This window comes from Umezawaea sp. Da 62-37 (assembly GCF_032460545.1).
Lineage (GTDB): Bacteria > Actinomycetota > Actinomycetes > Mycobacteriales > Pseudonocardiaceae > Umezawaea.
The window spans coordinates 6683531-6697453 of sequence record NZ_CP135965.1; the positions used below are offsets into that span (position 1 = coordinate 6683531).

18 protein-coding genes and 1 tRNA gene are annotated in these 13923 nt (G+C 65.7%); 10 read left to right on the forward strand and 9 right to left on the reverse strand.

What is annotated here, in order from left to right; translation table 11 throughout:
• Positions 1-58: 58 nt before the first annotated feature.
• The 4 genes from RM788_RS30905 to RM788_RS30920 all read left to right on the forward strand — a co-directional run bounded on the left by RM788_RS30905 (position 59) and on the right by RM788_RS30920 (position 3356).
• Positions 59-880, forward strand: coding sequence for a GNAT family N-acetyltransferase (locus RM788_RS30905; protein ID WP_315921610.1), 822 nt, complete (start codon positions 59-61; stop codon positions 878-880).
• A gap of 57 nt (positions 881-937) precedes the next feature.
• A complete protein-coding gene (locus tag RM788_RS30910; RefSeq protein ID WP_315921612.1) occupies positions 938-2245 on the forward strand; it encodes an MFS transporter in 1308 nt (435 codons plus the stop codon).
• A 69-nt stretch (positions 2246-2314) separates the two neighbouring features.
• Positions 2315-3112, forward strand: coding sequence for a DsbA family protein (locus RM788_RS30915; protein WP_315921614.1), 798 nt, complete (start codon positions 2315-2317; stop codon positions 3110-3112).
• Between the two features lie 171 nt (positions 3113-3283).
• Positions 3284-3356, forward strand: a tRNA-Ala gene (locus RM788_RS30920).
• A gap of 273 nt (positions 3357-3629) precedes the next feature.
• Here the strand turns inward: RM788_RS30920 and RM788_RS30925 are convergent.
• The 7 genes from RM788_RS30925 to RM788_RS30950 form a co-directional block, all read right to left on the reverse strand.
• The gene (locus RM788_RS30925) at positions 3630-4817 is read right to left on the reverse strand and encodes a tyrosine-type recombinase/integrase (RefSeq protein WP_315921616.1); all 1188 of its coding nucleotides are present in this window, start codon (positions 4815-4817) and stop codon (positions 3630-3632) included.
• Positions 4818-4920: 103 nt separating this feature from the next.
• Positions 4921-5175: a helix-turn-helix domain-containing protein gene (locus RM788_RS53060; RefSeq protein ID WP_399340585.1), complete on the reverse strand. Its 255-nt coding sequence runs from the start codon at positions 5173-5175 to the stop codon at positions 4921-4923.
• A 91-nt stretch (positions 5176-5266) separates the two neighbouring features.
• On the reverse strand, positions 5267-5776 hold the full coding sequence (locus RM788_RS30930) for a DUF6933 domain-containing protein (RefSeq protein WP_315921618.1): 510 nt from the start codon (positions 5774-5776) through the stop codon (positions 5267-5269).
• 64 nt (positions 5777-5840) lie between these two features.
• The gene (locus RM788_RS30935; RefSeq protein ID WP_315921620.1) at positions 5841-6704 is read right to left on the reverse strand and encodes a phosphotransferase; all 864 of its coding nucleotides are present in this window, start codon (positions 6702-6704) and stop codon (positions 5841-5843) included.
• 18 nt (positions 6705-6722) lie between these two features.
• On the reverse strand, positions 6723-7097 hold the full coding sequence (locus RM788_RS30940; RefSeq protein ID WP_315921622.1) for a glycine-rich domain-containing protein: 375 nt from the start codon (positions 7095-7097) through the stop codon (positions 6723-6725).
• Between the two features lie 92 nt (positions 7098-7189).
• Entirely contained in the window at positions 7190-7558 is a 369-nt protein-coding gene (locus RM788_RS30945) for a hypothetical protein (RefSeq protein ID WP_315921624.1), read from the reverse strand.
• Complete coding sequence (locus RM788_RS30950; protein WP_315921626.1) at positions 7555-8292, reverse strand: TauD/TfdA family dioxygenase; 738 nt, start codon at positions 8290-8292, stop codon at positions 7555-7557. Before RM788_RS30950 ends, RM788_RS30945 begins: the two co-directional genes overlap by 4 nt.
• Before the next feature lie 213 nt (positions 8293-8505).
• On the opposite strand from RM788_RS30950, the gene RM788_RS30955 reads away from it, so the two are divergent.
• A complete protein-coding gene (locus RM788_RS30955; RefSeq protein ID WP_315921628.1) occupies positions 8506-8880 on the forward strand; it encodes an NUDIX hydrolase in 375 nt (124 codons plus the stop codon).
• A gap of 66 nt (positions 8881-8946) precedes the next feature.
• Complete coding sequence (locus RM788_RS30960; protein WP_315934808.1) at positions 8947-10182, forward strand: helix-turn-helix domain-containing protein; 1236 nt, start codon at positions 8947-8949, stop codon at positions 10180-10182.
• Positions 10183-10229: 47 nt separating this feature from the next.
• Here the strand turns inward: RM788_RS30960 and RM788_RS53065 are convergent, their stop codons facing one another.
• Together RM788_RS53065 and RM788_RS30965 are read right to left on the reverse strand one after the other, a co-directional pair.
• Complete coding sequence (locus tag RM788_RS53065) at positions 10230-10421, reverse strand: DUF397 domain-containing protein (RefSeq protein ID WP_399340592.1); 192 nt, start codon at positions 10419-10421, stop codon at positions 10230-10232.
• Positions 10422-10426: 5 nt separating this feature from the next.
• Entirely contained in the window at positions 10427-11311 is an 885-nt protein-coding gene (locus RM788_RS30965; protein WP_315921630.1) for a DUF5753 domain-containing protein, read from the reverse strand.
• A gap of 309 nt (positions 11312-11620) precedes the next feature.
• Here RM788_RS30965 and RM788_RS30970 point away from each other — a divergent pair, with 309 nt between their 5' ends.
• The 4 genes from RM788_RS30970 to RM788_RS30985 all read left to right on the forward strand — a co-directional run bounded on the left by RM788_RS30970 (position 11621) and on the right by RM788_RS30985 (position 13828).
• Positions 11621-12004, forward strand: coding sequence for a hypothetical protein (locus RM788_RS30970; protein ID WP_315921632.1), 384 nt, complete (start codon positions 11621-11623; stop codon positions 12002-12004).
• Positions 12004-12288: an HC3 family zinc finger protein gene (locus RM788_RS30975; protein WP_315921634.1), complete on the forward strand. Its 285-nt coding sequence runs from the start codon at positions 12004-12006 to the stop codon at positions 12286-12288. Before RM788_RS30970 ends, RM788_RS30975 begins: the two co-directional genes overlap by 1 nt.
• 8 nt (positions 12289-12296) lie before the next feature.
• Positions 12297-12632: a hypothetical protein gene (locus RM788_RS30980; protein WP_315921636.1), complete on the forward strand. Its 336-nt coding sequence runs from the start codon at positions 12297-12299 to the stop codon at positions 12630-12632.
• A 308-nt stretch (positions 12633-12940) separates the two neighbouring features.
• Positions 12941-13828 carry a helix-turn-helix domain-containing protein gene (locus RM788_RS30985; RefSeq protein WP_315921639.1) on the forward strand — a complete coding sequence of 296 codons (888 nt, stop codon included), beginning with the start codon at positions 12941-12943 and terminating at the stop codon, positions 13826-13828.
• Positions 13829-13923: the final 95 nt, after the last annotated feature.

Sequence of the window (13923 nt, forward strand, 5' to 3'; positions counted from 1 at the left end):
GTGTGCCAACCCGGCCCGGTTGACGGTTCCCGAGAGCGCCACGTGTCACGCTGACCGGGTGGTTGACCCGCTGCACGACCCCGACGACCCCGACCTGCTCGACCCGTACCGGGCCCGTGAGCTGGCCGGACTGGTCGAGGCGGCGCGCGTCGCGTCCGGTGCGGTCCGGTACGGCAGGGTCGGGAAGGTCGGCTGCGCGACCGTCGTCGTCAACCGCGACAACCCGTTCCCGTCCGGCAACTTCGCCTGCGCGCTGGACGGGTCGTCGGCGGAGGTCGCGGGCACGCTGATGCGGCTGGAGCGGACGTTCGCCGACATCGGCCGCGCGGAGGCCGTGGTGTACGCCTCGCCGACGACGGTGGCCGAGATCGAGGGCATCGCGGACGACACGGGCTGGTACGCCGTCGAGGAGTCGATGGCCGTCGTGCACCGCGGGCGGGTCGACGTCCCGGCACGGGTGCGGCCCGCGCGGGACGCGGACGTGGAGCAGGTCGCGGTGCTCGTCGCGGACGAGCTGGGGCTGCGGCTCAGCGGGCAGCGGCGGCTGGTGCGGCACCTCGGGCAGCGGTGGGACGACCCGCGCTGCGTGCAGCTGGTGGTCGACGACGGCGAGCGGGTCGTCGGGTTCGCGTCCGGGTTCGCCGAACGCGGCGTCGGGCTGGTGGAACAGGTCGTGGTGCTGCCTGCGCGTCGACGGCGGGGGATCGGCGCGGACCTCGTGTCCGGCGCGGTGGCCGTGCTGCGCGACGCGGGCGCGCTGCTGGTGGCGGCGCACGTGGACGAGGGCGGGGCCGGTGAGCGGTTCGCGGAGGCCTGCGGGTTCGGCTCGGGCTACCCGGTGACGGCGTACGTCCGAAGGGTCGACGAACTGCTGGATTGAGTTGTCGGGCTTCCGGTTATATCTTTAGCACAGCTAAACGATGCTGGGAGGCCGTGAGTGCAGGGGACCGATGTGGTCGACACCGCTGGACCCCGACTCCCGAGCGAGGTGTGGGTCCTCGTCGTGGCGAGCTTCATCATCGCCATCGGGTTCGGCATCGTGGCCCCCGTGCTGCCGATGTACGCGGCCAGCTTCAACGTCGGCACCACGGCCGTCTCCGCGGTCGTCAGCGCGTTCGCACTGGTCAGGCTGCTGTTCGCGCCGGTCAGCGGGCGGCTGGTCGCGCGGTTCGGCGAGACGCACACCTACATCGCGGGCATTCTCATCGTGGCGCTGGCCACCGGCGCGTGCGGGTTCGCGACGCACTTCTGGATGCTGCTGGTGTTCCGCTCGATCGCGGGCGTCGGCTCCACCATGTTCACCGTCGCCGCGGTCGGCCTGCTGATCCGGCTGACCCCCGCACCGCTGCGCGGCCGCGCGTCCGGGCTGTGGGCGACCGGGTTCCTGCTCGGCAACATCGCCGGCCCCATCGTCGGCGCCGGGCTCGTCGGGTTCTCCGTCCAGACCCCGTTCGTCGCCTACGCCGTGGCGCTGATCGTCGCGGCCCTGTTCGTCTGGCTGTTCCTGCGCCGGTCCACGCTCGCCGCGCTGGACCAGAACAGGACGCAGCGCACGATGACCGTGCGCGAGGCGATCCGGTCCGGCGCCTACCGCGCCTCGCTGGCCTCGGGGTTCGCCAACGGCTGGGCGGTCTTCGGGCTGCGCATCTCGCTGGTGCCGCTGTTCGTCGTCGAGGCGCTGCACGGCAGCCCGGCCGTCGCGGGTGTCTCGCTGTCGGTGTTCGCGGTCGGCAACGCGTCGGTGCTGATGCTGTCCGGCAAGCTCTCCGACAGCCTCGGCCGCAAACCGATGGCCGTCGCCGGGCTCGCCGTGTCGGCCGTCGGCACGTTCGGCATGGGGTTCACCGGCACCGTGCCGCTGTTCATGGTCGCCTCGCTCGTCGCGGGCGTCGGCGCGGGCCTGCTCAACCCGCCGCAGAACGCCGTCGTCGCCGACGTCATCGGCTCGAAGGCCAAGGGCGGCCCCGTGCTCGCCGCGTTCCAGATGGTCACCGACCTCGGCGCCATCATCGGCCCGCTGCTCGCGGGCGTGCTCGCCGAACGGCTCTCCTACCAGGCCGCGTTCACCGTGACCGGCGCCATCATGGTCGTCGCGATCGGCTTCTGGCTGGTCGCCGAGGAAACCAGGCCCGTCGACGAGCACGTCGCCGAAGTCGTGGCGGGGGAGTGCGGCGCACTCGACGAGGGCCCCGAACTGCCCACCGGCTCCCGCGTCGGCGGCCGCCCGCGCCAACCCGACGCGTGAACGCTCAGGTTCCGCTCAGCCTCCGCGGCTAGCCTCTCGGGCAGTAGGCGCACGGAAGGACGCGAAGACGTGGGTGGGGCTGAGCGGAACGCTCGCAAGAAGAAGCAGCAGCAACAGGCGGCCAAGTCGGTGGCCGCCGCGCGCGGGTCGAGCGGCGGTGACCGCAAGAAGATCCTCATCGGCGTGGCCGTCGTCGCGGCACTCGCCGCCGCGTTGATCGCGGGCGTCGTGCTCAACCAACCGTCCACACCGGAAGCCCTGACCCCGGCCGCCGACCTCAAGTCGCTGACGGTGCCGGTCCAGCGCCAGGACGACGCCACCGTGCTGGTCGGGAAGGACACCGCCAAGGTCACCGTGGACGTGTACGAGGACTTCCTCTGCCCGATCTGCGGCACCTTCGAGGAGAAGTACGGCACCCAGCTCCGCGACCACGTGGAAGCAGGCGACCTGAAGATCCGCTACCACGTGCTGCCACTCCTGGTCCGCCTCTCCGACCCCGAGGGCTACTCCCGCGACAGCGCCAACGCCGCCGTCTGCGCCGCCGACGCGGGCAAGTTCCCCGAGTTCCACGACACCCTCTACGCCAAGCAGCCGGAAGAAGGCAGCGCTGGCTACACCAAGGCCCAACTCGCCCAACTGGGCACCGACCTGGGCATCACCGGCGACACCTTCAAGTCCTGTGTGGAAACCGGCACCTACGACCAGGCACTCGACGCGGACCTCGACAAGGCCGACGCCACCCCCCACCTCCAGGCGGAGCGCAGCGACGGCTCCAAGGGCTTCCGCGGCACCCCGGCAGTCGCCGTGGGCGACCAGCTCATCAGCCTGGACAACGAGAACTGGATCTCCGACCTCCTCAAGGCCTGAGATCAACCCCGCCGGCCCGCCCTTGTCCTCACGGGGTGGGCTGGCGCACTTCCCGGCCCGTCTATCAGGGCGAACGCTGGACGGGGACCCCCGATTTTTATCCGGTGGGGCTGATGTTGTACGGTATGACCACACAAGAACGGCGGGTAACCACCGGGAACGTGGAAGCACGGGGCTGTGGCGCAGCTGGTAGCGCATCACACTGGCAGTGTGAGGGTCAGGGGTTCGAGTCCCCTCAGCTCCACAATTTGATATGAAATACACATCACCCGCTGACCTGGGCTTATCTGGTCAGCGGGTGATCTTGTTTGTGCGTCCACTGTGGACTGCGGCTCCGAAACTGGAGCAAATTTGGAGCACGGCCTGCAATGACCCGAAACAGGGTCAACCGTATTGCTCCAGGTCCGTTCACCCTGTCGGTTGTCTATCGTCGCGACTCTTCGCGCCCCGCTAATCACGACCACGCCGGTTGGGTACCGGATCCCGTGTCAGCGTGGGCTGTACCGCGGTGTCAGGGCTACTGGGCGGCCCTACGCCAGGTGCTGTCGCCGACGTCGGCAACCGCCTTGTCCCACCGATCTTGCAGGCACTGAAGAAGCCGGACGGTGACTTCCGGCGCGACGTGGGAGTACGTGCGCTGGACAGGATCCCTGAGGATGTGACCGAGCCGAAGCGACTGGGCGATCTCGGGAATGCCGTCGGCGATCATCCACGTCTTGTAGCTATGCCGAAGCCCGTGAAAAGTCAGACCGGGCTTGACCGGACGCAGTCGCAGGACCGGGTTGGCCCACTGGAGGTTCCCGTCGGCGGCGGGGCGCATGGCGCGTCGGCTGAAGTTGCTGCGGCGATGCAGGTGGTCTCCAGGACTCGTGAACACGTGCGCGTGGCGGTGAGTGCCCAGGTGCGCTCGCAAGAGCCGGACCGTGGGCGGGACGAGCGCGATGGTACGGACCGACGCCTCCGTCTTCGGCGGGCCAAGCCACAACTTGCCGCCCGCCGACTCATGCAGCGCACCATTCTGCGGATCGACGATCATGACCCCGGTGTCGTCGTCGAACAGGTGCAGGTTGTGGCGTTGCAAGCCGGTCAACTCGCCCCAGCGTGCACCGGTCCAGGCTGCGGTGACCACCAGTACGGCCGCTCCGGGGTCGTAGCAAGCAGCGATCTGATCGGCGACGCGCAACACCTCGGCCGGATCCGCCCAGACCTTCTCGGGCACACGAGCGGCATGGTTGCGACGTCCACGCCTCCGAGGCCGAATCGGATTGGCGGTGATCAGCTTCTCCTCGGCAGCATCGGTGAGGATCTGCGACAGCAACTTCACGAACCCGGCGACGGTGGTCGGAGCGAGCTTCGTGGCCCGCAGCTGCTTGGCCCACGCCTGAACTTTGAGATTGGTGATGTCGGCCAGCGCGGTGTCGCCCCACCGAGGCCGAATGTGGTTGCGCAGCATGCCCCGGTAGTTGTCTTCCGTGCGGATATCGACGTCGAGAGCTTCGAGCCACTCGACCAGCCACTCGTCGAGCGTGGTGCGGCCTCCAGTGGGATCGAGCCAGGTGCCGCGCCGCTGGTCCGACTCCAGATCGGCGGCATGGTTTTCGGCGGCCTTCTGGCTGTGGAAGCCAGGTATGGAGCTGATCGCGCCGTCGTCGCGGCGGAACCGTACGCGCCAGTGGTTGCTTCCAGACTGCTCCGCCCAGGCCATGTGGGAGCCCTTCTCGGTTTGTGGTGTGGAGGTCACGGGCGTGACAGATGCATGAACGCTCCATACGCGTAGAAGCGCAAGCATTGCAGTACAAGAACTTCTGTCAGTCCGAAGAGGACTTGGTGCGCCGGGGTGTAGTCCTCATGCGACCATCACGAGTTCGTGGCGCACAAGCGCCGGACTCCGCGATCGACCGCAGATCAGCATCGGAGAACCGAAGGTGCTTGCCCACGAAGGTGCGCGGGATCTCCCGTCGCCCGGCTTTACGCCGCAGCCACGACTCACGGACAGCCAGCAGCGTTGCCGCTTCAGCGGGGGTATACAGCAGGCGATGGGTGCTCGTATCCGGTCGGGTCATGCGGTCCTCCGGGAGTGTGGTCTGGGTCGACACCCCTGAACTCCGAAATTTGACCCCTTGGGGGACACGCAACGACCAAGTTTTTCACCAACTACTCGGCGGGGAAGGTCGTCATTGCCTGCAACGTGGCGGCGAGTTCACGATCCGGCCTGATGTTTCTGCGGTACAGCGGGCTGCAGGGGGTCGCGGCCAGCCGGACCGCGAGCGTCACGAGGTCCACGGTGGGGTCGTCGTCGTGGTGGATCTCCGCGAGGCGGGCGAAGTCGATCATGACACCTACGACGCTGCGGTTCGCTGTGACACCCAGTTCAGCGGTCTGCATGTGCCGCCGTTCTTCCTCGATGATTGTGGCAGGTGCGTCGTGGGCGGTCAGCACCGTGCTGATCTGCTCGGCAATCCTGCTGGTCAGAGTCGCCGTAGGCGCCAAAGGCAGTAGCACGGGCAGCAACGTCGCCTCGTTGACCAGCAACACGACCCTCGGCCGCCAGAACAAGACCGTGGCGTACCACGGGCCCAGCGCTGTCGTGCCACGGTCGTCGTCACGCGCGGTAGCCGGACCCGCCAGGCGCAGCAGCTTCTTGGTGGCACGCACGATCAACATCCGACTATCCTGCCTTGGCCACGACTCGGCACACCACCACGTCAACCGTCGAGGCTGACGTCGGTCACGGAGTGCGGTGGCGCACCCACCGGCGAGCAGCCTGTGTGGCTGCGGTGCGGGGGAACCTTCGCTCCCACAAGCAGACCGTGGAAGCAGCGAACGCGGTGATCGCCTCGGACGGGGCCTGCGTGAAGCCGTCGAACTGCTGTGCCCAGTTCTCTGCTGATTCTGGGGCGTGGCCCTCAGCGATGAGGCGGATGATCAGGTATGCCGGGTCGAACCACGACGCGCCGATCTGCCACCACGCCCAGTCGACGACCTGTGCGCGTTCGGAAACCACAATGTTGGTGGGGTTCAAATCCGAGTGGATGAGGCTGTTTCCGTCCATGTAGGACGGTGCTCGGTTCGCCAACTCCAGGAGGAAGCTGGCATTGGCAGCGCACCAAGGATCTGACGTGGTGAAGGGTGACGAGGTGAGTTCCCGCGTCAATGCGTGCCCCCATCGGTCGCGCATTGAGCGCTGAACACCTGACGTCGGGAGATCAACTACCTCCCCGATCCTTGTCACGGCCTCAGCTACGAGAGGGAGGTCTTCGGAACTGGAGGAGAGGTCGGCGTGCCGCCCGGACAGGTGCTCGTACCCGAGCAGCAGCCACCCTGCGGTTTCGACATGCCACAGCAGGCGTGGAGCGAGTCCCGCTGGCAGGAACGGGTTCACCGCGATCTCGTTCCGGTGCATGTACGAGATGGGGGAGTCCGTCGAGATCCCCTTGCAGAAGACGTGGCCTTGGTCGGTCCACAGGGTCTCCGACAACTCCGAGTTGCGGCCACCCGGAGTCGATTCGGTCTTCAACACCTGTCCGATGCGGCCTTCCACTGCTTGTTTGGCACCGGCGGGTAGGTCGTCCCAGGCATGGCGGGTAGTCATCGTTTCCTCGTTCTCGAACTACCGGCCGTCGTCGCCCTGGCCGCAGTTGGTGCACCCCTGAAAGCACTGGCTGCACTGGCCTGACGCCACCGACCACAACTCGGCGTCGACCTCGAACCCGGAGGCCGTCATCGCCTTTACCGTAGGGGCCAAAGCCTTGATCGTCTCGGCGGACCCGCCACGCGGAGAGGTGAATTCGTCGGGCACATGGTGGATGAAATACCCCGCCACGCGCTGGCAGAACTCGGCGTAGTCGACGGTGTTCAGGATGAACTGGTGCCATCCGAGGTCGACCTTCCTGCTCGGCCGGAGGTGCTGACCGGGGTGGTCGACGCACGTCTTGAGGAACGCCACCGCTTGGGTCACGATCCGAGCGGCCTCGTCACCGGTCATGCCGCTGTGCTCGGTGACCAACTGCATGATCAGGCGGCTGCGCACACCAGTCGAGATCAACTCGTCGGTAGGCGAATTCGTGAGGGTTGATGTCACCGTGTCACTCCGTTCCAGGTCATCGTGATTCGCAAGGTCGGACCGATCCCCCGGACGAGCCGCGGCGCGAGGGGATGATCGGGGGCGGGCAAGGTCTGCAATGCCTCGGTGACGTCGGCGAGCGTGCCTGTCTTCTCCCAGACGATGCCCGGCGGTTCGGAACTGTCGGTGCGCAGCGCCATCGCCTCCGCGTCACCCAGGACGCGGACCGCGTCGATCCAGCCGCCGGGCCACAGTCGGAAGCCCTCGATTGTCGTGGGCACGTGGTCGACGACGTTGCGGTGCACGAACGTCCAGCCCGCCTCGCGCAGGGCGACGACGCCCGCAAGTGCGGGGTAAGCGGCAACCGCTGCTTCCTCGTTCACGTCGCATCCGGTGAGGTTGTTGAACGCAAGCCCGTGACGATGCCCAGTTCCGGCAGCGGGTCGCCATGGATGCGATGCACGACGCGCCGCCCGGTGAATGCCGTCCTGCCGTGCAGCCAGCGGTGGTTGTCGAGGATGTAGCCCTGTCCGACTGCCAAGTCGAACTCGACAGCATGCCGCTCTATCGCTTCACGCAGCGCAGGAAGCCAACGCATCACCTCGGGCGAGAACCGCGCAAGTTCGTCCAACCGAAGACGGAGGACCACACGACCTCCTCCCACGTCGGTGAGGATGGAGCCGAGGTACCCGCTCGCGCCTCCGAACAGCACCGATCGCTGTGCGCGGAACGCACCGATCGCCTCAGGTTCGAACTCCGCCAGGTGGTCGTGCACAGCCTGGCCGTCAACGAGTACACATCGACCGCCGGACGTCGCCCCCATCGAGCAGTTCATCATCAGTAACGCCGGAGGACTGGCTGTGCCGGAGCAGTCGGTGTGAGGGGCCAACGCACTGGCGCTGAACCCGGCGAAACCACTCGGGACTGCGGCCTTGCCGAGGTCGGTCAGGGTCGTGACACCGTCGGAGTCGCTGTCACGATGAGGGATCGTGAGCATGATCGACCGAGCCAGCCGCAGCAAGTCCACGCGAGTCGTGACGTTGTCGATCAAGGCCAGTCCGTGCGTGGCCAGGGCGGTGATCACGTGATCGTGCTCCGGGTCGCCGCGGCGGGTCATGACCGAATCAGTCCTCGTCCCACCTTCACCAAGTCGTTCCATGAAGATCAGGAAAACCCGATACCGTCAGCCACGTCCAGTGACAGATTGTCAACACGTCGCTGCCGTATGAGGTGGCGGCCGGTGTTACGTTGCCGGATGACCGACCACCAGTGACCTCGGAGGACACTCTTGACGACCCAACCCACCTACCCCATCTCGATCAAGGGCGTCGTGGTGCGCGAGGGAAGGGTGCTGCTCCTGAAAAACGAGCGCGACGAGTGGGAACTGCCGGGCGGACGCATCGAGCCCGGAGAGACCCCCGAGGAGTGCGTGGCTCGCGAGATCGCCGAGGAAACCCGGTGGACCGTCACCACAGGCCCGATCCTCGACACCTGGATGTACTACATCGCCATCGCGGAGAAGAACGTGTTCATCGTGACCTACGGCTGCTACCCCGATAGCGACACCGCGCCCGTGTTGTCCCACGAGCACAAGGAAATCGGACTGTTCACCGAACACGAGGTGGACGGTTTGACCATGCCGGACGGGTATCGACGATCCATCACTACGTGGTTCACGCGGCTGAGCACGGAACCCGTGAGGTAGACGACCGTGTCGGGCAGGCGGTGCGAGGCGTGCGGAGCCGCACTGAGTGGGCTTACCGCCGAGCCGGTGTGCCCGACGTGCCACGCGGCGACTCGCCACCGGTCCCCACTGGTGCCCGCTCGGCGACTTCTCCCATCGGTCTGGTTGTGGTCGACACCGGAGTCCGCTCGTGCTCTGCGTAGCCGTGACCTGGCGACGATCCTCCGCCTGTACCGGCGCCTCAATCAGCTCAGTCAAGAACAGCTCGCCACAGTGCTCGGCTACGACAAGACCTACGTTTCGATGATCGAGACCGGTCGCCGCGTCATCAACGACATGACCACCCGCCGCCACATCGCCACTGCGCTCGGCCTGCCTACGCACGTCCTCGGCGTGACCAGTCACGATGACGCCGACTTCGCCGCGATGATCCAGTTCGGCGACTCGACCGTCCGCCTGGCCGAGATCGCCCGCCAAGCCGGTCGAGCCGTCGACTCGGTCAACGAGCTGTGGCCCCTGGTAGCCAGACTGGAAGCCCGCATCGCCGAAGGCCATGCCGAACGCGACACGCTGATCCTGCTCAGCCACGCTCGTACGGCCCTCGGGGTGTCGCTTGGCACCGTATTGCCCGAGGAGCGGCTGGCCGCCGCCGCATGCTGGACCGGCCGCGGGCTCGCGGTAGCCGAGCGGCTCGGCGATAGAGCGTCCTTGGCGCTCGCCCTGCGGATGCACGGCAACGAGCTGCGCAAAGCAGACCACGCACGTGCTGCGGTCGCTCATCTTGCCCGAGCGGCGGCCACCTCCGACGATGCCGAAGGAAGCGGAGCCGCACTCGCATTGCTGGCCCGCGCAGCAGGTGAGCTTGGCGATCCCGAACTCTTTGACACCGCGATCAGCGGCTACCGAAGCCTGCTGGACGGCGTCGCGGTGCACAGCATGCTGGTCAACCCGTTCACCTTCAACGAGATCCACCTCCGCGGCCTGGTGTCCACGGGGCGCGCACCCAAAGCGGCACGGATCATGGATACGAGATCGCCGAATGCCCCCGCCGCGCCGCAGTGGCACGTCATCGAACGCGTGACTGCGGCAGAGGTCCTCTTGGTCGCTGGTAGACCGGACGGAGCCGAAGACGCCCTCCGGGCGGCGGTGGTCGCCGCCGAAGCTCATTGCCTGCCGCACCAGATCCAACGTGCGATACGAGCGGCTGACCACGGTGGGCTCACCCGTGTTGGCATTGAGGGGCGAGAGGCGCTTCACCGCATCGACGTTCTGCTTGCACCGCCTCGCTCAGCCTTCGCAGCTCACGAGGGGATGAATCGATGAGGTACCGCTCTGGTGTAACTGCCTGGCGGCGCAAGCAGTCCAGGTCCCTACGAGATGTCGAACATCCCGTGTCGAACGCCGGCGAGAAATGAACACCACGCAGCAAGGGAGATCAGTTGCTCGTCTGCTGAGGTGTTCTTGGAGTCGCGCACCGCGACCCCGAAGGACCCGTAGGCGATTTCAACGCACGCGTCCTTGCCCTCGCTCCGAGTGCTCTTGCGCCACCTCGTTGAGGTCATCTGCGTCAACCTTCCAGCGGTAGATCACTCATCACCGTTTCGATGAGCTCTGCGGACTCCTCGAGACCTTCTGCCACCGAGTGAAGGCTCGCGACCTTCTCCTGGTACTCGGCCACCAGGGTTGGATCGTCAGCGTAACGAGAACCGATCACCGGTGGCTGTTCGAGGTAGATGGCGGTCGGGAAGTCGGTGAAGCTCAACAGGATGAACCTACCGCCCAACGCACGGTGATATCCCACCCGTGTTCGCACGACACGGACGTTGACGTTCGGCAGCGTTCCCGTCGTCAACAGGTGCTTGAGCTGAACTCGCATGACGCTGGTGGAGCCGATCGGCCTGTGCAGTACCGACTCCTCGATGAAAACCTCCAAAGTCAGAGGGTTGTCATCGGTGAGGCGCTGTTGCCGCTTCTTGCGAAGACCGACTACTGCGGCGACCTGTTCCGGTTCGATCCCGGACGCGATGGCCTGAGCTTCCGCGTATGCCTCGCATTGGAGCAGCCCAGGCATGAGGCCGTGCTCGTAGTCGATCTCCGTGTGGGCCTCGGCCTCGCCGCCGATCAGCTCGGCGAGCGGTTCGCCCATCACCGCGGCGAACTCCTTGAACCCGCTGGGCCGAGCCGAGCGCTTGGCCCATTCGGTGAGTCGCTCGACGTCGTCGGCGGGCGTTCCGTAAAGCATCGACAGGTCGCGCACGTCGCGGAAGTTCAGCCGTCCGTCGCCAGCGTGCATCCCGCTGATCTTGCCGACGGAACAGCCCAGCGCCTTCGCGGCCTCGGTGACGCTGACTTTGCGTCCAAGTCTGGCGTCTGCGGTGTCGCGTAGCTGCACCAGCTCCCTGGCGACCTGCTTACGCCACCACAGCGGTGACTCGACCTGACCAGGCTCCACGCGTGTTCCTCCTTGATCACTCACACACAGTGTGCCCCACCCCGTACCGCCGGACGGCAGGACGAACGCTGAGCGTGACCGATGTCGTCGCCCGATCAGGGCATGTTCAAATATTGAAATTCAAATTTATGATGTTCAGTATGGCCGATTTCAAGTCGGCCACTTCGGCTAGGAGCGCCATGTCGCTGGTCAAGCGATCTGTTCGCTCTTGGCTTCCAGCTCCAGCGGAGTCGGGACGGCTTCTGAACGGTCCGGCTCCGCTGGTTCCAGGACCCGCGATGGGGTGTTGAGCAGAGAACGGAGAACGAGATGGAGCTGATCGCGAGGAACGACGCTTGCCCGGATTGCGGTGGAGCGAGTGCGCCGCTCGACGAGGTTGAAGACCCATCGACAACCTTGATCCGGTTTCGGGACAACGAACAGCGGCTTCCCCTCTGTGACAAGGGATTTCTTCTGTTGGTAGGGGAGGCCTACCCCTGTCTTCGCTACACCCGGATCGAGGGCGACGAGCTTGCCGGGATTCAACACGAGTGGCGATGTGCGAACAGCGGGAAGCAGACCTTCCTCGTTCGTGGAGACGAGGAGAACGCCGGAGGAAAGTGTGCCCAGGGGCACTACGCGCCACTGCTGGAGCTGGCTGCGATGTGGCTGGCGAGCGCGCCCAACGCCGAGCCAGCGGGTGAGGTGGCGTGATGGCAGACCGTCGATTCCGCTGGTTCCCGCACGCGGGAAACCGCCATGCCGTCCGAGTCGGCCTGGTTGCAGGGGATCACGGCGAAACCCTCTGCGGAGTGGGGATCGAAGTGCCCCGCGAGCAGCCACCTCGCAGTCCTAACGGATGCTGGCCTACCTGTCCGGCTTGCGATGCCGCCTGGCGTGCGGAGGAAGGCATCCTGCCGTTCCCGCGACCCGCCAAGTCTTCTCCCAAACGCCCTACGCATCGCTCAGGCGTCGGGGCCTCCTGGGGAAAGCGGTGATGGCCTCCATGACCAACGAAGTGGTCTTCGTCAACCTTCGCGAGGCGATGTTCGGCAGGCTCGACCGCGCGGTCGACATCGTCACCAGAGGACATCAGCGTGATGCAATTGCGTTTGCCCGTCGCGAACTACCTCGACTCGTAGCGGGCCTACGCGCGCTCATCGCGCTGCACGCCCCGGACGCGGAGGGCTACTGCAGGGAGTGCAGGCGCGGCCGGTGGTGGCGTCGTCAGCACTCCCCGTGCCTCGCTCTGCTCGCGTACTACATCGCCGTCAAGGAATTCGATGACCAACCACCTGTCGAGCCTGCCAAACATCGGGCATCAGATCAGGCTGGTGTGTGATGACGGCGAGATACATCGTCTGCATGTGCGGCAACGACAAGAAGGTTCACGTTTTCACTCCTCGTGAGAGCGGAAAGCAGTTCTGGTTTGCTGAGTGCGGGCACTCTGTCCCGACCGTGCAAGTCCTACCCGCAACGCAGGCATCTCCGTCCTGCATTCCCTGCCTCATCGCATTCGGGACTGCCGAGGCAGACCATCTCGCGACGAAGTTCGGCTTCTGTTGAAGCGTCGCGGATCTTCATGTTAGGCCACCGCACTTCTGCCCGTTGTAGACCGGCAACTACCGATCGGAGAGGGTTTAATTGATCATGTCGAGTCTGAAGAGGCCCGCAGAAAAGCAGCGCCTGGTTACCGCAGCCGCAAGAGAACTCGGCGAGGAGCTCCGGAGGGAACGGACACGTGTGGGACTCTCGGCGACCTTCGTCAGCGACACCCTGGAGTGGTCGCTGGCCAAACTCAGCAAACTCGAATGCGGTTGGCGCGGCACGGATGAGTGGGATGTCGGCACTTTGCTCGGCATCTATGGAGCCAGCAGGAGTGTCCGAGATCGGATCCTGAAGTTGGTCCGTGCGCAGGGTGATGAGTGGCTGGTTCGTGACCACACTGGGGGACGGCCTGACGAGCTGCTGTGCTGGCGTGTCCACGAGGCGCTGGCGTTGAGGATCGACTGCTACGAGCCTCTGGCCATCCCGTTGTTCCTACGGACCGACCAGTACGCGCGCGGCTTGCCGAATGGTGCTGCTCGCTCGTGCGATCCGGTCGAGCTGGCGACGAATTCGGACCTGACTGATTTTCGGACGCGTGTCGGTTCGGCTGGGCTCGAGGTCTCCACTTTCATCAACGAAGCTGTGTTGCGTTTGGTTGTGGTCGACTTAGCAGTGATGCACGACCAGTTGATGCACTTGGCCTTCCAGTGCGACCTAGAGGATGTTCACCTGCGGATCGTGCCGCTGTCAGCAGGGATCGATGGAGTGCTGCGTCATGCTGGAGCACTCATGAGTCTGCCTGAACCATCGAGACCGCTTGCCTGCATGGAGACTGATGCGGTAACGGTTTTCTCCGAGCAGGATCGGGCCGTCGAAGTGCTCCGTAGGAAGTTCAGCTCATTGGACAGGTTGGCGCTCGATCCTGCCGAATCCCGGCAAGTACTTCGTCACTGGGCAGACGTCTACGACGAAGGCAAACTGATGCCGTGACGGCACCGATATCTCATGGCGCAGTCCGGCTGCCCGCCCCGATCCGGTTGCTCACGTGATACTCCGATCGACTTGGATGAGGGTAAAGATTCCCG